17 protein-coding genes and 5 tRNA genes are annotated in these 16613 nt (G+C 70.6%); 5 read left to right on the forward strand and 17 right to left on the reverse strand.

What is annotated here, in order from left to right; genetic code table 11:
- Nucleotides 1-467: 467 nt before the first annotated feature.
- Nucleotides 468-1478, reverse strand: coding sequence for an NAD(P)H-dependent glycerol-3-phosphate dehydrogenase (locus ABZV94_RS27595; RefSeq protein ID WP_356344879.1), 1011 nt, complete (start codon nt 1476-1478; stop codon nt 468-470).
- The gene (locus tag ABZV94_RS27600) at nt 1475-2245 is read right to left on the reverse strand and encodes a lysophospholipid acyltransferase family protein (RefSeq protein ID WP_356344881.1); all 771 of its coding nucleotides are present in this window, start codon (nt 2243-2245) and stop codon (nt 1475-1477) included. The genes ABZV94_RS27595 and ABZV94_RS27600 overlap by 4 nt, the downstream gene beginning before the upstream one ends.
- Nucleotides 2246-2399: 154 nt before the next feature.
- Between ABZV94_RS27600 and cofC the strand changes: the two genes are divergently transcribed.
- Entirely contained in the window at nt 2400-3038 is a 639-nt protein-coding gene (gene cofC / locus ABZV94_RS27605; RefSeq protein ID WP_356344883.1) for a 2-phospho-L-lactate guanylyltransferase, read from the forward strand.
- Between the two features lie 133 nt (nt 3039-3171).
- On the forward strand, nt 3172-3375 hold the full coding sequence (locus ABZV94_RS27610) for a hypothetical protein (protein ID WP_356344885.1): 204 nt from the start codon (nt 3172-3174) through the stop codon (nt 3373-3375).
- A 70-nt stretch (nt 3376-3445) separates the two neighbouring features.
- Here ABZV94_RS27610 and ABZV94_RS27615 read toward each other — a convergent pair whose 3' ends face one another.
- The 4 genes from ABZV94_RS27615 to leuC all read right to left on the reverse strand — a co-directional run bounded on the left by ABZV94_RS27615 (nt 3446) and on the right by leuC (nt 6772).
- On the reverse strand, nt 3446-4108 hold the full coding sequence (locus ABZV94_RS27615; RefSeq protein WP_356344887.1) for an HU family DNA-binding protein: 663 nt from the start codon (nt 4106-4108) through the stop codon (nt 3446-3448).
- A gap of 136 nt (nt 4109-4244) precedes the next feature.
- Complete coding sequence (locus tag ABZV94_RS27620) at nt 4245-4475, reverse strand: hypothetical protein (protein ID WP_030649187.1); 231 nt, start codon at nt 4473-4475, stop codon at nt 4245-4247.
- A gap of 273 nt (nt 4476-4748) precedes the next feature.
- A complete protein-coding gene (gene leuD, locus ABZV94_RS27625) occupies nt 4749-5342 on the reverse strand; it encodes a 3-isopropylmalate dehydratase small subunit (RefSeq protein WP_356344889.1) in 594 nt (197 codons plus the stop codon).
- A gap of 5 nt (nt 5343-5347) precedes the next feature.
- Nucleotides 5348-6772 carry a 3-isopropylmalate dehydratase large subunit gene (gene leuC / locus ABZV94_RS27630; RefSeq protein WP_356344891.1) on the reverse strand — a complete coding sequence of 475 codons (1425 nt, stop codon included), beginning with the start codon at nt 6770-6772 and terminating at the stop codon, nt 5348-5350.
- Nucleotides 6773-6978: 206 nt separating this feature from the next.
- Here leuC and ndgR point away from each other — a divergent pair, with 206 nt between their 5' ends.
- Nucleotides 6979-7695, forward strand: coding sequence for an IclR family transcriptional regulator NdgR (gene ndgR / locus ABZV94_RS27635; protein WP_023546516.1), 717 nt, complete (start codon nt 6979-6981; stop codon nt 7693-7695).
- Nucleotides 7696-7731: 36 nt separating this feature from the next.
- Here ndgR and ABZV94_RS27640 read toward each other — a convergent pair whose 3' ends face one another.
- Entirely contained in the window at nt 7732-8205 is a 474-nt protein-coding gene (locus tag ABZV94_RS27640; RefSeq protein WP_356344893.1) for a DUF4188 domain-containing protein, read from the reverse strand.
- On the opposite strand from ABZV94_RS27640, the gene ABZV94_RS27645 reads away from it, so the two are divergent.
- Nucleotides 8204-8848, forward strand: a complete 645-nt coding sequence (locus ABZV94_RS27645) for a MerR family transcriptional regulator (protein ID WP_356344895.1) — start codon at nt 8204-8206, stop codon at nt 8846-8848. The two genes, ABZV94_RS27640 and ABZV94_RS27645, sit on opposite strands and share 2 nt — an antisense overlap.
- A gap of 51 nt (nt 8849-8899) precedes the next feature.
- On the opposite strand, the gene ABZV94_RS27650 is transcribed toward ABZV94_RS27645, so the two are convergent.
- From ABZV94_RS27650 to ABZV94_RS27695, 10 genes are all read right to left on the reverse strand, one after another.
- Nucleotides 8900-8972, reverse strand: a tRNA-Glu gene (locus tag ABZV94_RS27650).
- Between the two features lie 28 nt (nt 8973-9000).
- Nucleotides 9001-9072, reverse strand: a tRNA-Gln gene (locus ABZV94_RS27655).
- 21 nt (nt 9073-9093) lie between these two features.
- Nucleotides 9094-9166, reverse strand: a tRNA-Glu gene (locus ABZV94_RS27660).
- A 29-nt stretch (nt 9167-9195) separates the two neighbouring features.
- Nucleotides 9196-9268 (reverse strand) — tRNA-Glu (locus tag ABZV94_RS27665).
- 21 nt (nt 9269-9289) lie between these two features.
- Nucleotides 9290-9361: transfer RNA gene (locus ABZV94_RS27670), tRNA-Gln, on the reverse strand.
- A 91-nt stretch (nt 9362-9452) separates the two neighbouring features.
- Nucleotides 9453-10184 carry an HAD family hydrolase gene (locus ABZV94_RS27675; protein ID WP_356344897.1) on the reverse strand — a complete coding sequence of 244 codons (732 nt, stop codon included), beginning with the start codon at nt 10182-10184 and terminating at the stop codon, nt 9453-9455.
- 78 nt (nt 10185-10262) lie between these two features.
- A complete protein-coding gene (locus tag ABZV94_RS27680) occupies nt 10263-10946 on the reverse strand; it encodes a DUF4241 domain-containing protein (protein WP_356344899.1) in 684 nt (227 codons plus the stop codon).
- A 127-nt stretch (nt 10947-11073) separates the two neighbouring features.
- Nucleotides 11074-12555: a glutamate--tRNA ligase gene (gltX, locus tag ABZV94_RS27685; protein WP_356344901.1), complete on the reverse strand. Its 1482-nt coding sequence runs from the start codon at nt 12553-12555 to the stop codon at nt 11074-11076.
- The gene (locus ABZV94_RS27690; protein ID WP_356344903.1) at nt 12548-13333 is read right to left on the reverse strand and encodes a fumarylacetoacetate hydrolase family protein; all 786 of its coding nucleotides are present in this window, start codon (nt 13331-13333) and stop codon (nt 12548-12550) included. The genes gltX and ABZV94_RS27690 overlap by 8 nt, the downstream gene beginning before the upstream one ends.
- Nucleotides 13334-13547: 214 nt before the next feature.
- Nucleotides 13548-13742, reverse strand: a complete 195-nt coding sequence (locus tag ABZV94_RS27695; RefSeq protein ID WP_356344905.1) for a hypothetical protein — start codon at nt 13740-13742, stop codon at nt 13548-13550.
- 567 nt (nt 13743-14309) lie between these two features.
- On the opposite strand from ABZV94_RS27695, the gene ABZV94_RS27700 reads away from it, so the two are divergent.
- Nucleotides 14310-16613: nitrate- and nitrite sensing domain-containing protein (locus ABZV94_RS27700; protein WP_356344907.1), on the forward strand; the 2304-nt coding region annotated here is incomplete at its 3' end.

Genomic DNA, 16613 nt, shown 5'->3' on the forward strand with positions numbered 1-16613 from the left:
CCCAGCACAGCGCTTCCCGGCTCGCCGCCTTTCGGGGTCAGCACCTCCCGGCACAGCGCCTTGGGGCTCGCCGCCTCCCGCCCCCGGCGCCTCCATGGCTCAGCGCCTCCCGGGTTCACGGCCTCACGACCCAACGCTCTTCGGACCCACCGCCTCCCAGCACAGCGCTTCCCGGCTCGCCGCCTTTCGGGGTCAGCACCTCCCGGCACAGCGCCTTGGGGCTCGCCGCCTCCCGCCCCCGGCGCCTCCAAGGCTCAGCGCGTTCCAGGTTCACGGCCTCACGACTCAGCGCCTCTGGGCTCACCACCTCACGGGCTCAGCGCCTCCCGGGCTCACCACTTCCCGGCACAGCGTCCCCGGGCTCAGCGCCTCCCGGGCTCACCACTTCCCGGCTCACCACTTCCCGGCACAGAACCTCCGGGCTCAGCACTCCCCGCGCTCAGCCCCCGGGCCCACCGTCTCCCCGCTCAGCGTCTTTCCGGCTTGGCGCTGCGGGCCATCAGTTCCTTGAGTGCGACGACCGGCGACTTGCCCTCGTGCACGATGCTGACGACCGTCTCGGTGATGGGCATGTCGACACCGTGCCGGCGGGCCAGATCCAGCACGGACTCGCAGGACTTGACGCCCTCCGCGGTCTGCTTGGTGACCGCGATGGTCTCCTCCAGGGTCATGCCCTTGCCGAGGTTGGTGCCGAAGGTGTGGTTGCGGGACAGCGGCGAGGAGCAGGTGGCCACCAGGTCGCCGAGGCCCGCCAGTCCGGAGAAGGTCAGCGGGTCGGCGCCCATCGCGAGGCCGAGCCGGGTGGTCTCGGCGAGGCCGCGCGTGATGAGCGAGCCCTTGGCGTTGTCGCCGAGCCCCATGCCGTCGGCGATGCCCACCGCGAGCCCGATGACGTTCTTGACCGCGCCGGCGAGTTCGCAGCCGACCACGTCGGTGTTGGTGTACGGCCGGAAGTACGGCGTGTGGCAGGCGGCCTGGAGCCGCTGGGCGACCCGCTCGTCGGTGCAGGCCACGACGGCGAGGGCGGGCATGCGGGCGGCGATCTCGCGGGCCAGGTTGGGTCCGGTGACGACCGCGATCCGGTCGGCGCCGACCTTGGCGACGTCCTGGACGACCTCGCTCATCCGCATGGTGGAGCCGAGTTCGACGCCCTTCATCAGCGAGACGAGGACGGTGTCCGGGGCGAGCAGCGGGGCCCACTCGGCGAGATTGGCGCGCAGGGTCTGGGACGGGATGGACAGGACCGTGAAGTCGGCGCCGGCCGCCGCCTCGGCGGGGTCGGTGGTGGCCCGGACGTTCTCGGGCAGTTCGACGCCCGGCAGGTAGTCGGGGTTGATCCGGGTGGTGTTGATCGCTTCGGCGACCTCGGGCCGGCGGGCCCACAGGGTGACCTCGCAGCCGGCGTCGGCGAGCACCATGCCGAAGGCGGTGCCCCACGAACCGGCGCTGAAGACCGCCACCCTTGCCGGTGCGCTCACTTGCTCTGCCCTTCCACTTGCCGGCCCTCCGTCTGCGCCCGGGTGCGGCGGCGCTGCTCGATCCGCTCGCGGCGCGGGTCGTAGGGCGTCTCGGGCGCCTTCTCGCCGCGGATCTCCTCCAGCTGGCGGGTGATGGCCGCCATGATGACCTCGGTGGCCTCCTTCAGCACCTCGGGGGTCATCTCCTGGTCGTAGAAACGGGAGAGGTCCACGGGGGGTCCGGCGAGCACGTGGTGCGTCTTGCGCGGGAAGAGGTTGGGCTTCTTGGCGTACGGCGGCAGCAGTTCGTTGGCACCCCACTGCGCGATCGGGATGACCGGGCACTTGGTCTGCAGGGCGACCCGGGCGGCGCCGGTCTTGCCGGTCATGGGCCAGCCGTTCGGGTCGCGGGTGAGGGTGCCCTCGGGGTAGAACGCCACGCACTCCCCGCGCTCCACGGCGTCGATCGCGGCCCGGAAGGCGCTGAGGGCGTCGGTGGACTCGCGGTAGACGGGGATCTGCCCGGTGCCGCGCATGGCGGCGCCGACGAATCCTTTCTTGAAAAGCCCGCTCTTCGCGAGGAATCGCGGCACCCGTCCGGTGTTGTACTGATAGTGCGCGTACGCGAAGGGGTCCAGGTGGGAATTGTGGTTCACCGCGGTGATAAATCCGCCGTCGGCCGGAATGTGCTCCATTCCACGCCAGTCCCGCTTGATCAGAACCACCAGCGGCGGTTTGCAGATCACCGCGGCGAAGCGGTACCAGAAGCCGATTCTGCGGCGGGACACAAGGACACCTTCCTCTAGGACTGCCACCCCGGCGGGGGGCCGCACAAGTGTGGCCCCGGGCCGCCGGTCTGTCGAGAACACCGTACGCCCCGCCTTCCGCGGCGCCAGATGCCCCGGGGGACAATGAGCGCGACAAGAGAGGGACGGTACGCCGGTGCAGTGGACCTTGGTCATCCCCCTGAAGCCCCTGACGCGGGCCAAGAGCAGGCTGGCGGACACCGCCGACGACGGGGTGCGCCCGGGCCTGGCACTGGCGTTCGCGCAGGACACGGTGGCCGCGGCGGTGGCGTGTCCGGCGGTGTCGGATGTGGCGGTCGTCACGGACGACGAGCTGGCCGGCCGGGAGCTGGCCGCGCTCGGCGCGCGGATCGTGCCGGACGCGCCCGGCAGCGGCCTGAACGCCGCGCTGACGCACGGCGCGGCCGTCGTGCGCGCGATCCGTCCCGGCGCCGCGGTGGCGGCCCTGAACGCGGATCTGCCGGCCCTGCGTCCGGCGGAACTGTCCCGGGTACTGTCGGCGGCTTCGCAATTCCCGCGCGCGTTTCTCGCGGACGCGGCGGCGCTGGGCACGACTTTGCTGGCGGCGGCCGGTGACCGTGAATTGCGGCCGGCGTTCGGCGTCGATTCCCGTTCGCGTCACCGGGCCTCCGGGGCGGTGGAACTCACGCTCACGGGGGTGGATTCGGTCCGCCAGGACGTCGACACGGCCGCGGACCTGCGGGCGGCGCTGACCCTGGGCGTGGGCCGGTACACGGCGGCGGCGTCGGCGGGACTCCTCATCCCGGGCCCCTGAAGCGCCCCGAAGGGGGCGCGGGGCGTGTCGATGTGCGGCTCCGCCGCGTGGGCGCGAGCACCACGACGGCCCCGCAGCCGGGGTACGGCCCGCCCCCCAACGGCGAACCGCGGGACGCACTACGCTGGCCGCCATGCAGGCGACCGCGTACACCTACGACCCCGAAACCCGCAGCGGCCAGGTGCTCCTCGACGACGGCACCCCGGTCCCCTTCGACGCGGCGGCGTTCGACCGGGGCGGACTGCGGCTGCTGCGCCCGGGACAGCGGGTGCGGATCGAGACGGAGACCGAGGGCGACACCCTCCGGATCACCCTCGTAACCCTTCAAACCCTCTGACCCCCTTACACACGCCGCGGGCCGGGCTCCCCTGGGGAGTCCGGCCCGGCGCGTGACTGCCCTGGCGGCCTTACGACGTCGCCTTGCGGGCGGTGGTCTTCTTGGCGGTGGTCTTGCGGGCCGTCGACTTCTTCGCCGGGGCCTTCTTGGCGGTGACCTTCTTGGCCGGAGCCTTCTTGGCCGTCGTCTTCTTGGCGGCGGTCTTCGACGCGGTGGCCTTGGCGGTCGTCGTGGTCTTCTTGGCGGGAGCCTTCTTCGCCGTGGTCTTCTTCGCGGTGGCCGTGGTCTTCTTCGCCGCCGTCTTCTTCGCCGCGGCACCCGTGGTCTTCTTCGCCGCACCCGCCGTCTTCTTGGCGGCGGCCTTCTTGCCGGCGGCCTTCGCGATGGTGGGCGGCGGGCCGGACAGGCTGCCCTTCGGCGCCTTCTTGACCGCCACCTCGCCCCCGCGGGGGAGCTTCTTGGAACCGCTCACCAGGTCCTTGAAGCCCTGACCGGCGCGGAAGCGCGGCACGGAGGTCTTCTTGACCCGAACCCGCTCGCCCGTCTGGGGGTTGCGCGCGTAGCGGGCGGGGCGGTCCACCTTCTCGAAGGACCCGAAGCCGGTGACCGAGACCCGCTCGCCCGCGACGACCGCGCGGACGATGGCGTCCAGAACATGATCGACAGCGTCGGCGGCCTGCTGGCGGCCACCCAACTTGTCGGCAATCGCTTCTACGAGCTGCGCCTTGTTCACGTCTTCCCCTTCGGAGACATCGCCAGAACGAAAGTGTTCAAGCTTTTTCGCACGTTAGGCAGATATATACCGCAAATCAAACACGAAACGGGCTTATCACCCTTGTGCCGCAACGGACTCGGCTGTCTCGGACGGTTCAGCGGTCCTCTTCGGGGATCCGACCCGCGTCGAGATCCGCGGTGAACCGATCGAGCCGCCTTGCCGCGTCGGCGAGATCGTGCTTGGCCGCGGCCGTAATGACCAGCAGCTTCCGGGTCAGCGCCATCCGTACGCCCTCCGGGACTTGCAGTGCGCGCACCCTTGCGTGCGCTTCCTTGAGCTGGTTCGCGACCGCCGTGTAGAGCTGGAGTTGGCCGTCGTGTTCCATGCACAGATTGTGCCATCTGGGGCGAGTTGTCGCCTGCGCAGGGTGCAACTACCGCCTCAAATGGCCTTCCAGGCACTTGCGGAAGACGCGAACACAGCACTCACCTACCCGGACAACAGCCGCCGTAACGCGGGAAGTTGAGCGGGCCAGGTCAGGACCGCAGGGCCGTTCGGGTGCAGACATGGCTGTACCCCCAATCGGGGCGATCGGGGGTACAGGCGGGGTGTTGAGGTGGCCGAAACCTGACCTTCGTGGGGCCCGGTCGGCGCCGGATCAGACCGGGAGCGTCCGCGGCTTGTAGGCGGGCCGCCCGGCCTCGTAGGCGGCGATCTCGTCCTCGTTGCGGAGGGTGAGGGAGATGTCGTCCAGGCCGTTCAGCAGCCGCCAGCGGGAGTTCTCGTCCAGCTCGAAGGAGGCGGTGATGCCCTCGGCGCGCACCTCACGCGCCTCAAGGTCCACAGTGACCTCACGCGTGGGGTCCGCTTCCGTGAGCTCCCACAGCGCGTCCACGATCTTCTGGTCCAGCACGACCGTGAGCAGGCCGTTCTTCAGCGAGTTGCCCCGGAAGATGTCGGCGAAGCGGGAGGAGATCACGGCCTTGAAGCCGTAGTTCTGCAGCGCCCAGACGGCGTGCTCACGGGAGGAGCCGGTGCCGAAGTCGGGGCCGGCGACCAGGACCGTGGCGCCCTGCCGCTCGGGGCGGTTGAGGATGAACTCGGGGTCCTTGCGCCAGGCCTCGAACAGCCCGTCCTCGAAGCCGTCCCGGGTGACCTTCTTGAGCCAGTGAGCAGGGATGATCTGGTCGGTGTCGACGTTGCTGCGGCGCAGCGGGACGGCCCGGCCGGTGTGGGTGGTGAAGGCTTCCATGATTCTCAGACTCCAGCGGGCGTGCGGTCGTCGGTCAGATCGGCCGGGGAGGCCAGGTGGCCCAGGACGGCGGTGGCCGCCGCGACCTGCGGCGACACCAGGTGGGTACGACCGCCCTTGCCCTGCCGGCCCTCGAAGTTGCGGTTGGAGGTGGAGGCGGAGCGCTCCCCGGGGGCCAGCTGGTCGGGGTTCATGCCGAGGCACATCGAGCAGCCCGCGTGCCGCCATTCGGCGCCGGCCTCCTTGAAGACCACGTCCAGGCCCTCGGAGACGGCCTGGAGACCCACGCGCGCGGAGCCCGGGACGACCAGCATCCGTACGCCGTCGGCGACTTTGCGGCCCCGCAGGATGTCGGCGGCGGCGCGCAGGTCCTCGATGCGGCCGTTGGTGCAGGAGCCTACGAAGACGGTGTCCACGTTGATGGACCGCAGCGGCTGTCCGGCCTCCAACCCCATGTACTCCAGGGCCTTTTCGGCGGCGAGGCGCTCCGAAGCGTCTTCGTACGATGCCGGGTCGGGGACGTGCGCCGAAAGCGGCGCGCCCTGGCCGGGGTTGGTGCCCCAGGTGACGAACGGCGACAGCTCGTCGGCGTTGATGACGACCTCGGCGTCGAAGACGGCGTCCTCGTCGGTCTTCAGCGTCTTCCAGTACGCGACGGCCGCGTCCCAGTCGGCGCCCTCGGGGGCGTGCGGGCGGCCCTTGAGGTACTCGAAGGTGGTCTCGTCGGGGGCGATCATGCCCGCGCGGGCGCCGGCCTCGATCGACATGTTGCAGATGGTCATCCGGGCCTCCATCGAGAGCTTCTCGATGGCGGAGCCGCGGTACTCCAGGATGTAGCCCTGGCCGCCGCCGGTGCCGATCCTCGCGATGATCGCCAGGATCAGGTCCTTGGCGGTGACCCCGTCGGGCAGCTCGCCGTCGACCGTGATCGCCATGGTCTTCGGGCGGGCCATCGGCAGCGTCTGGGTGGCCAGCACGTGCTCGACCTGCGAGGTGCCGATACCGAACGCCAGCGCGCCGAAAGCGCCGTGCGTGGAGGTGTGCGAGTCACCGCAGACGACCGTGGTGCCCGGCTGGGTCAGGCCCAGCTGGGGGCCGACGACGTGGACGACGCCCTGCTCGACGTCGCCCAGGGGGTGCAGCCGCACCCCGAACTCGGCGCAGTTCTTGCGCAGGGTCTCCAGCTGGGCGCGGGAGACGGGGTCGGCGATGGGCTTGTCGATGTCGAGGGTCGGGGTGTTGTGGTCCTCGGTCGCGATGGTGAGGTCGAGGCGGCGGACCCGGCGGCCGTTCTTGCGGAGCCCGTCGAAGGCCTGCGGGCTGGTCACCTCGTGCAGCAGGTGCAGATCGATGTAGAGGAGGTCGGGCTCGCCCTCGGCGCGCCGGACGACGTGGTCGTCCCAGACCTTCTCCGCGAGTGTCCTACCCATCGCTTTCCCTCCGGCCGGCAAGCGTCCACCGACCCAACTAGAGATCTTGAGGAGCGGTGGCTGCCCTTCTCGGGCCCCTGAACGTCGTGATTCCGGGCGTCCACCGCCAGGCCCGTTGGTCTGCGGGCCGCTGTGTGATTCCAGGGTGGCGCGTTCCACGGAAAATTGAACTTGCGTTTCACAGAGTGAGACGTGAGTATCGTTGCATGGACAACAGTAGCGGCGTCGGCGTTCTGGACAAGGCGGCCCTCGTCCTGAGCGCTCTGGAGTCCGGTCCGGCCACCCTCGCGGGTCTGGTCGGCGCGACCGGACTGGCACGACCCACGGCCCACCGCCTGGCCGTGGCCTTGGAACACCACCGCATGGTGGCACGCGACATGCAGGGCCGTTTCATCCTCGGCCCGCGTCTCGCGGAGCTCGCGGCAGCGGCGGGCGAGGACCGCCTGCTCGCGACGGCGGGCCCCGTGCTCACCCACCTCCGTGATGTCACCGGCGAGAGCGCGCAGCTCTACCGCCGCCAGGGTGACATGCGGATCTGTGTGGCCGCGGCGGAACGCCTGTCCGGCCTGCGGGACACCGTCCCGGTCGGCTCCACGCTCACGATGAAGGCGGGCTCCTCGGCGCAGATCCTGCTCGCCTGGGAGGAGCCCGAGCGCCTGCACCGGGGCCTGCAAGGGGCCCGCTTCACGGCGACGGCCCTGTCGGGCGTACGGCGGCGCGGCTGGGCCCAGTCCATCGGCGAGCGCGAGCCGGGCGTCGCGTCCGTCTCCGCGCCCGTGCGCGGCCCGTCCAACCGCGTGGTGGCCGCCGTCTCCGTCTCGGGCCCCATCGAGCGCCTGACCCGCCACCCGGGCCGCATGCACGCCCAGGCGGTCATCGACGCGGCGGCCCGCCTCTCCGAGGCCCTGCGCCGCTCGGGCTGAGCGCGGGAGCACGGCTCCGGACGGGAAGCGGCCGCCTCAACGCCGCGGCGGCTTCTTCCCCGACCGGAGCGGCACCCTCCACGGCACCTGGGCGGACACATCACCGCCCGACCGGTAGGCGAACCGGTCCTTCGCGTACCGCCCCCGCCTCTCCAGCGGCACCTGCCCGTGCGCGGCGGCCAGCCCGAAGGCCGGCATGTCGCCGTAGACCGCCTCGTACGACCCCTCCGGCACGACGTACGACTCGTGCCATATCCCGACCTGCCCGCGCAGCTTCCCGGCCCGCTCCTTGCGGTTCAGCCGCGCCCACACCGTGTGGTGGAAGGCGTCGGGCGCGGTCGCGTAGGCGTACAGCTGGTCCTTGGAGCCCCAGTACTGCACGACGTAGTACGTACGCGGTGACGCCGTCAGCAGCACCTTGGCGAGCAGACTTCCCCCTCGTCGGTGAGCGGCGCTATCCAACGGCCGGTGCTTGGATAGTGGCGGTATCCGAAGAGGAGCGCAAGGCATGCGGCTCGCCGAACTGAGCAGACGCAGCGGTGTGGCCACCGCGACGATCAAGTACTACCTGCGCGAAGGCCTGTTGCCGCCGGGCCGCCAGATCAACGCGACGACGGCGGACTACGACGACGAGCATCTGCGCCGGCTGCGGCTGGTCCGCGCGATGATCCAGGTCGGCGGACTGCCGGTGGCCACGGTCCGGGAGGTGCTGCGCAACGTCGACGACGAGTCCCTGGGCCGCACGATCCGGCTGGGCGCGGCCCTGTGGGCGCTGCCGCAGGTGCCGGAGCCGGACGAGGACGACAGTCACGTCCGGGCCGCGCGCCGCGAGGCGGACGACCTGCTGGACCGGCTGGGCTGGTCGAACGCGAGGCTGCTGACGACGATCTCCCCCGCGTACCGCTCCCTGGTGGTGGCGGTGGCCGCGTTCCGCCGGCTCGGCTACGACTGGGACAGCGAACTGCTCGTCTCCTATGCCGAGTTGATGCACGAGACGGCGAGGCTCGACCTGGACTTCGTGGAGACCCGTCCGTCGGAGGCGGAGAAGGTGGAGACGGCGGTGCTCGGCGCGGTGCTGACCGAGCCGATCCTTCAGGCCCTGCGCCGGCTGGCCCAGGAGGAGGAGTCGGCCCGGCGGTACGGCTTCGAGTAGCGCCCGGTACGACGAAGGCCCCCCACCGAAGTGGAGGGCCTTCCCTGTGCGTACCCCCGACCGGATTCGAACCGGCGCTACCGCCTTGAGAGGGCGGCGTGCTAGGCCGCTACACAACGGGGGCGTGGACTCTGCGTTTCCGCAGGTCCGAGCTGGTCTACCTGGACTCGAACCAAGACTAACTGAACCAGAATCAGTCGTGCTGCCAATTACACCATAGACCAATGATGGTTTAGACCAGTCAGTACCCCCGACCGGATTCGAACCGGCGCTACCGCCTTGAGAGGGCGGCGTGCTAGGCCGCTACACAACGGGGGCCCTAGCGATCTCGACGTGATCGAGATCAGTACCCCCGACCGGATTCGAACCGGCGCTACTGCCTTGAGAGGGCAGCGTGCTAGGCCGCTACACAACGGGGGCTTTGCAGATGAGCTCTGCGAGCTGGCCTACCTGGACTCGAACCAAGACTAACTGAACCAGAATCAGTCGTGCTGCCAATTACACCATAGGCCACTGGAACTCAAGCCCCTACAGGGGTTCTCGTTCTAGCTTGCTCCTCGGGGCTCCGGCCTTCCGGCCCGCTCCCCTCGGCGCAGGAAGAACATTACCCGAAGGTGGACGGGGCTCCAAAACGGGTATCCGCGCGGACGAGCGCCGGGAGTTCGGCGAGGGTCGAGATCCGGTGCGCCACGACCTCCCCGGCGGCCCGCACGCAGGCCGTCCCGCGGTCGATCCACACCGACAGCAACCCGGCCTCGGCGGCACCCCGCCCGTCGATCTCCGGGTGGTCGCCGACGTACGCCACCTCGTGCGGAGGCAGCCCCAGCGCCTCGCAGGACGCCAGGAAGGCGCCCGGCTCCGGTTTGGAGACGCCCAGCTCGGCGGCGCACAGCACGGACTCGAAGTGGTGGAGCAGGCCGAGGGTGCGCAGCTTGTGCTCCTGGACGGTGATGCTGGAGTTGGACAGCACCGCGTGCCGGTGGCTGGCCGCGAGGGCCTCCAGGGCGGGCAGGACGTCCGGGAAGACGCTCCAGGCGGCCTCGTAGTGCCCGATGTACCGGCCGAACCAGGCGTCGGCCTCCGCGTCGGTGAGGTCCTTGTCCAGGAAGACCCGGACCCGGTCGCGCCGCTGGTCCTGGAAGGTGGTCTCGCCGGCCGCGTAGCGCGCCCACTGCTCCTCGGTGATCTCCCGCCAGCGGACCAGCGCGGCCTCGGCACTGCCGTGGCCGGCGAGCAGCCCCTCCGCCACGAGATGGGCCCGCATGCCCTCCCGGTCGGCGGTCGTGTAGTCGAAGAGGGTGTCGTCCACGTCCCAGACCACGGCTCTGATCGTCATACGACCGACGGTACCGCCGCACCGGCCGGGGTGCCGGGGAATCGGGCCGGTGCTCGCCAGGCGCTCGCCGGGCCCTCGTCAGGCCTGCTCAGAGGCGGATTCGGCGGGGTCCGGGGCCACGAAGAAGTCCGTGAGGAAGCAGGTGATCCGGCCCGACGCCGAGCGGCCCGTCCAGGTGGGGTAGCAGCCGTCGCCCCAGCCGGAGGTGAACGCCGCCAGGGTGTGGCCGCCGTCCGTGGACCTGACCAGGTACGGCCCCGGCGACCAGTCGCTGCTCTCGAACGCGTCCCACAGCGGCCCTTCCTCCTCCTGGGTCTCCGGGAAGGCCTCCTCGGCCGAGGCGTCGTAGAAGCAGCCCGTGCCGGCGTCGACGCCGTACCCGAAGAACTCGTCGTCCTTGAGCGTCGCGGGGTCCTGGCCGGGGAGCAGGGCCAGTTCCCAGCTGACGGCCGGCTCGTCGCGGATGACGAGCCGGGCGGCGGCCACGCGCAGGTGGGGCACCTCGGACGGGGGCTCGCCGGGCCGGGTGAGGGTCGCGACGGCCGCCTCGACGCGGTAGCGGCCGGGCTCCACGGTGGCCGTGAAGGGCTCGACGTCGCCGCTGCCGAGGGTGACGAACGGGTCGCTCGCGACGACCCGGCCGGTGGGGAGGTCCAGTTCGCCGCCGTCGGCCACATGGATCACGCCCGTGGTCCCGGACTCGTAGCTGAACGTGCTGCCCGGGGTGAACAGCCAGGTGTAGTCCCGCGGACTCATCGGCATGGCGGCGCCCTTCTCGATCCCGCTCGCTGGGTGAGCGGTGTGAGCCGAAACACTAGTGCGACCCACTGACAGGCATGCCCGAGGGGCGGCAGCCGTGACGGCCGCCGCCCCTCGGGGACCCGGGCGCCTAGGCCGTCAGCCTGGCCAGCGCCGCGTCGATCCGTGCCAGCGTCTTCTCCTTGCCCAGGATCTCCAGGGACTCGAAGAGCGGCAGCCCGACGGTGCGGCCGGTGACGGCCACGCGGACCGGGGCCTGGGCCTTGCCGAGCTTGAGGCCGTGCGCCTCGCCGGCGGCCAGGACGGCCTCCTTGAGCGACTCGGCCGAGGTCCAGTCCGCCGCCTCCAGCTTCTCGCGGGCGGTGCGCAGCAGGGCGTCGGAGCCCTCCTTCATCGCCTTGGTCCACGAGGCCTCGTCGGAGACCGGCTCCGGCAGGAACAGGAAGTCGACGTTGTCGGTGATCTCGGACAGGACCTTCAGGCGGGTCTGGGCGTGCGGGGCGATCGCCTGCCACTTGGCCTCGTCGAAGTCCTCCGGCGCCCACGGCGCGAACGGGGCCTTCAGCCACGGGCGGCAGCGCTCGGTGAACTCCTTCACGTCCAGCATGCGGATGTGGTCGGCGTTGATCGCCTCGCACTTCTTCAGGTCGAAGCGCGCCGGGTTGGGGTTCACGTCGGCGACGTCGAAGGCCCGGACCATCTCCTCGACCGTGAAGATGTCCTGGTCCGCGGAGAGCGACCAGCCCAGCAGGGAGAGGTAGTTGAGCAGGCCCTCGGGCAGGAATCCCCGCTCGCGGTAGAGGTTGAGGGACGACTGCGGGTCGCGCTTGGAGAGCTTCTTGTTGCCCTCGCCCATGACGTACGGCAGGTGGCCGAACTGCGGGATCTGCCGCGCGATGCCCAGCTCGATCAGCGCCTTGTAGAGGGCGATCTGGCGCGGGGTGGAGGAGAGCAGGTCCTCGCCGCGCAGGACGTGGGTGATCTCCATGAGGGCGTCGTCGACCGGGTTCACCAGCGTGTACAGCGGGGCGCCGTTCGCGCGGACGATGCCGTAGTCGGGCACGTTCTCCGGCGTGAAGGTCAGCTCGCCGCGGACCAGGTCGGTGAAGGTGATCGTCTCGTCGGGCATGCGGAAGCGGACGATCGGGGTGCGGCCCTGTGCCTGGTACTCCTCGACCTGCTCGGCGGTCAGGTCGCGGCAGTGGCCGTCGTAGCCGGAGGGCCGGCCGGCGGCGCGGGCGGCCTCGCGGCGGCTGTCCAGCTCCTCCTGGGAGCAGTAGCAGTGGTAGGCGTGGCCGCCGTCGAGGAGCTTCTGCGCGACGTCGGCGTAGATGTCCATGCGCTGCGACTGGCGGTACGGCGCGTGCGGGCCGCCGACCTCGGGGCCCTCGTCCCAGTCGAAGCCGAGCCAGCGCATCGCGTCGAGCAGCTGGTTGTACGACTCCTCCGAGTCGCGGGCCGCGTCGGTGTCCTCGATGCGGAAGACCAGGGTGCCCTGGTGGTGCCGGGCGAACGCCCAGTTGAACAGGGCGGTGCGGACCAGGCCCACGTGGGGGTTACCGGTGGGCGAGGGGCAGAAACGGACGCGTACGGAGCCGGGTGCGCTAGCCACGCTTGACAACCTTGTTGGTGAGAGTGCCGATGCCTTCGATGGTGACGGCGACCTCGTCGCCGACGCTGAGGGGGCCGACCCCCGCGGGGGTGCCGGTGAGGATCACGTCGCCGGGGAGCAGCGTCATGGCCTCGGAGATGTTGACGATCAGGTCCTCGATGGGGTGGATCATCTCGCTCGTGCGGCCGAGCTGGCGTTGTTCGCCGTTGACCGTGAGCTGGATGGTGAGGTCGTTCGCGGCGTCCACCGAGAGGTCGGTCTCCACCCAGGGGCCGAGCGGGCAGGAGGTGTCGAAGCCCTTGGCCCGGGCCCACTGCTTCTCGCGCTTCTGCACGTCGCGGGCGGTGACGTCGTTGGCGCAGGTGTAGCCGAAGATCACGTCCTTGACGCGGTCGCGGGGGACCTCGCGGCACAGGCGGCCGATGACGACGGCCAGCTCGGCCTCGTGGTGCAGTTCCCGGGAGAACGGCGGGTACTGGATGTCGTCCCCGGGGCCGATCACGGAGGTGGACGGCTTGAAGAAGGCGAACGGCGCCTCGGGCACCTCGTTGCCCAGTTCGCGCGCGTGCTCGGCGTAGTTGCGGCCGAACGCCACGACCTTGTTGGGGAGCACCGGCGGGAGCAGCCTGACCTTGCTCAGCGGCACCTTCGTCCCGGACAGCTCGAAGTCCGCGAACGGGATGCCCTTGATGATGTCGAGGACGAGTTCGTCCTGCTTGTCACCCTCGACCGCGCCGAAGGCGACGTTCCCGTCGATGGAGAACCTGGCGATGCGCACGGGATCCTTGCGCCCCTCACTGAGAACCGGCGTACTGACGCCTCAGGTTATCGGAGCCCTGCCAAGTTGTTCGCTTCCGGGGGCATCGCCGCAGGTCAGAAGCGGGTCATGAGGGAAGTCCGGGCATGGCCCCCCGGCGGGGCCCGGCCGGGAACGCGAGCGCGGCCGGAAGGACCGCCGTGGTCCTTCCGGCCGCGCCGCGTGGAGCCGTCGGCTACTCGCCGGCCGGGGCGCCCGCGCCGGCCGGGACCTCCACCAGGACGGTGCGCCGGGGGTTGGCGGTCTGGGTGGGGAGGTCGACGGAGTGCTCCGGCAGCTCCGGCGTCTGCAGTTCGCCGGCGTCCTTCAGGTGCGCCAGGGTCGTGCGTCGCGGGTTGGCTATCTTGCGGAACATCATCGTCGTCTTCACCGTTGTCGTCCTGTGCCCTCTGGTCGAGTGGTTGGCAGAGTCGTCCGTCTTGTAAAGCGTCAGGCTAAACATCCGATTCCCCGACGAAGGCGCCAACTGCCCACGCGTCGCGTGTGAGTTTGCTCACGAAGTCGCGGGCAAATCGGTCAATTCCGGCCGCTGATCCGCCTCAGCGAAACGGACATTGACCCACTGAAGCCACCATTCCGCTCCCGATCATGGCGACTGGGACAGAGAACGCCGTCCGGCGACTCGCAGGGGTACGTCCGTTATGCCCAGGATCAGTGTCCACGGCTGGTAACCCGGCACTCACTGGCCGTCACGGAGGTCACAGCTCGGCCCACTGCCCTTGTTGGAGATCCTGCACTGTGCTGGAATTCCACGGACCGCCGCGGGATCGAACCGGCGCAGGGGGCGCGCACAGCGCCGAGCGGCGGCGAGACAGGGGGGAACCAGCGCCGGTCACTCAAGACCACCGGGGGGCGTATTCAGGGCGCTCTCCACAACGCCGACACCGTGTCCCTCCGTTCGCGCGGAGGGGCGCCTGGTCCAGAGGTTGCGACGCTAGTGCAGGGACGTTTCAAGAGGGATGGCAGCGCTTCGGCGGAGCCGGAGCCGCACGGCGGGACTGGCCCCAAGGCCGTCAGCTCCTCGCCCCAGCACGCCCAGAACCCGGGCCCGGGCCAGACCACGGACGGCGGTGAGCGCGGCGGGCGTCCGGGCGGCCCCGCCTCGTCGGGCGCGTCGGCCTCCGCGACCGCGGCGCCCTCGGGCGACTCCGCGCCGGCGGTGAAGCCCGCGCAGGGCCCGACCGGCACCGGGTCGCGGCTCGCCCTGCGCAACTGGCGCATCTCCACCCGCCTGGTGTCGCTGCTCGCGCTGCCGGTGGTCGCGGCCACCTCGCTGGGCGCGCTGCGTATCGACCAGTCCGTCGAGGACATCCAGCAGCTCGACAACATGAAGCTGCTGACGGAGATGACCAAGCAGGCCACCGAACTGGCCCACGCGCTCCAGGAGGAGCGCGACCAGTCCGCCGGTCCCCTGTCGCACGGCGGTCTGAAGGCGAACGACTACCAGATCAAGGCCTACCAGCAGAAGACCGACCGGGCCCGCGAGAACTTCCTCGACGCCTCCGAGCAGATCGACGCGGCCAGCAAGGACGGCAACCTCCAGGGCGTCCGTGACGCGCTGGTCGGCCTCGCCAACCAGCTGGACGACCTCGCCAAGATCCGCAAGTCGGCCTACGCCTCGAAGGACAACGCGACCCAGACCGTCGAGTCCTACCACCGGCTCATCACGCAGCTGATCGGCCTCTCCCAGGACATGGCCGAGGCGTCCAGCAACCCGGAGATGATCTCGCGCACCCGCGCGCTGGCGGCCTTCTCCACCGCCAAGGAGTACGCCTCCGTGCAGCGCGCGATGATCGCCGCCGCGCTGCCCGCGACCACCAACACCAAGGGCGACCTCACGGAGAACGACCGCCTCTACGGCCAGTCGGCGTACGAGAGCGAGGGCTCCGAGCTGGCGATCTTCCGGAAGATCTACTCCAGCCAGAACGCCGAGGTACTGCTCAAGCCGATCGACGAGGGCAACCCGACGATCGAGTCCGCCGACACCTACGCCAAGCGCTCCTTCGAGTCCCCGGACGGCCTCCAGCAGCTCCCGGCGCGGTCCTACAAGGACTGGGTGGACGACAGCTCGACCAAGATCGAGCAGATGAAGAAGATCGAGCGCACGCTCCTGGAGGAGATGGAGCAGAAGGCGCGCGAGCTGAAGAGCGCCACCCAGCGTGACGCGATCATCTCCGGTGCGCTGATCCTGCTCGTGCTCGGTGTCTCGCTGGTCGGCGCGTTCGTCGTCGCCCGGTCCATGATCCGCTCGCTGCGCCGGCTCCAGGAGACCGCGACCAAGGTCGCCCAGGACCGCCTGCCCGAGCTGGTCAAGCAGCTCTCGGAGTCGGACCCGCAGGACGTCGACACCTCCGTGGAGTCGGTCGGTGTGCACTCCCGGGACGAGATCGGCCAGGTGGCCGCGGCCTTCGACGACGTGCACCGCGAGGCGGTCCGCCTCGCCGCCGAGCAGGCCCTGCTGCGGGGCAACGTCAACGCGATGTTCACCAACCTCTCGCGCCGCTCCCAGGGTCTGATCCAGCGCCAGCTGTCCCTCATCTCCGAGCTGGAGTCCCGCGAGGCCGACCCGGACCAGCTGTCCTCGCTGTTCAAGCTCGACCACCTCGCCACGCGTATGCGCCGTAACGGTGAGAACCTCCTCGTCCTCGCGGGTGAGGAGCCCGGCCGTCGCTGGACCCGCCCGGTCCCGCTGGTCGACGTGCTGCGCGCCGCCGCGTCCGAGGTGGAGCAGTACGAGCGCATCGAGCTGGCCGCCGTACCCACCACCGAGGTCGCCGGCCGGGTCGTCAACGACCTCGTGCACCTGCTCGCCGAGCTGCTGGAGAACGCGACCTCGTTCTCCTCGCCGCAGACCAAGGTCAAGGTCACCGGTCACGCGCTGCCCGACGGCCGCGTGCTGATCGAGATCCACGACACCGGCATCGGCCTCTCCCCCGAGGACCTGGCCGCCATCAACGAGCGGCTGGCCTCGCCGCCCACCGTGGACGTCTCCGTCTCCCGCCGCATGGGTCTGTTCGTGGTCGGCCGGCTGTCCCAGCGGCACGGCATCCGCATCCAGCTGCGCCCGTCCGACTCCGGTGGTACGACCGCGCTGGTCATGCTGCCCGTGGACGTCGCCCAGGGCGGCAAGAAGCCCACTCCGGGCAAGCCCGGCGCCCCCGTCTCGACCGGTGGCCCCGCCGCCGCGCAGGCCGCCGCCGGTGCGGCCGCGGCCCGCCGGCAGACCGCCGGCAACGGCGGC

The organism is Streptomyces sp. NPDC004658 (genome assembly GCF_040609555.1).
Taxonomy (GTDB): Bacteria; Actinomycetota; Actinomycetes; order Streptomycetales; family Streptomycetaceae; genus Streptomyces.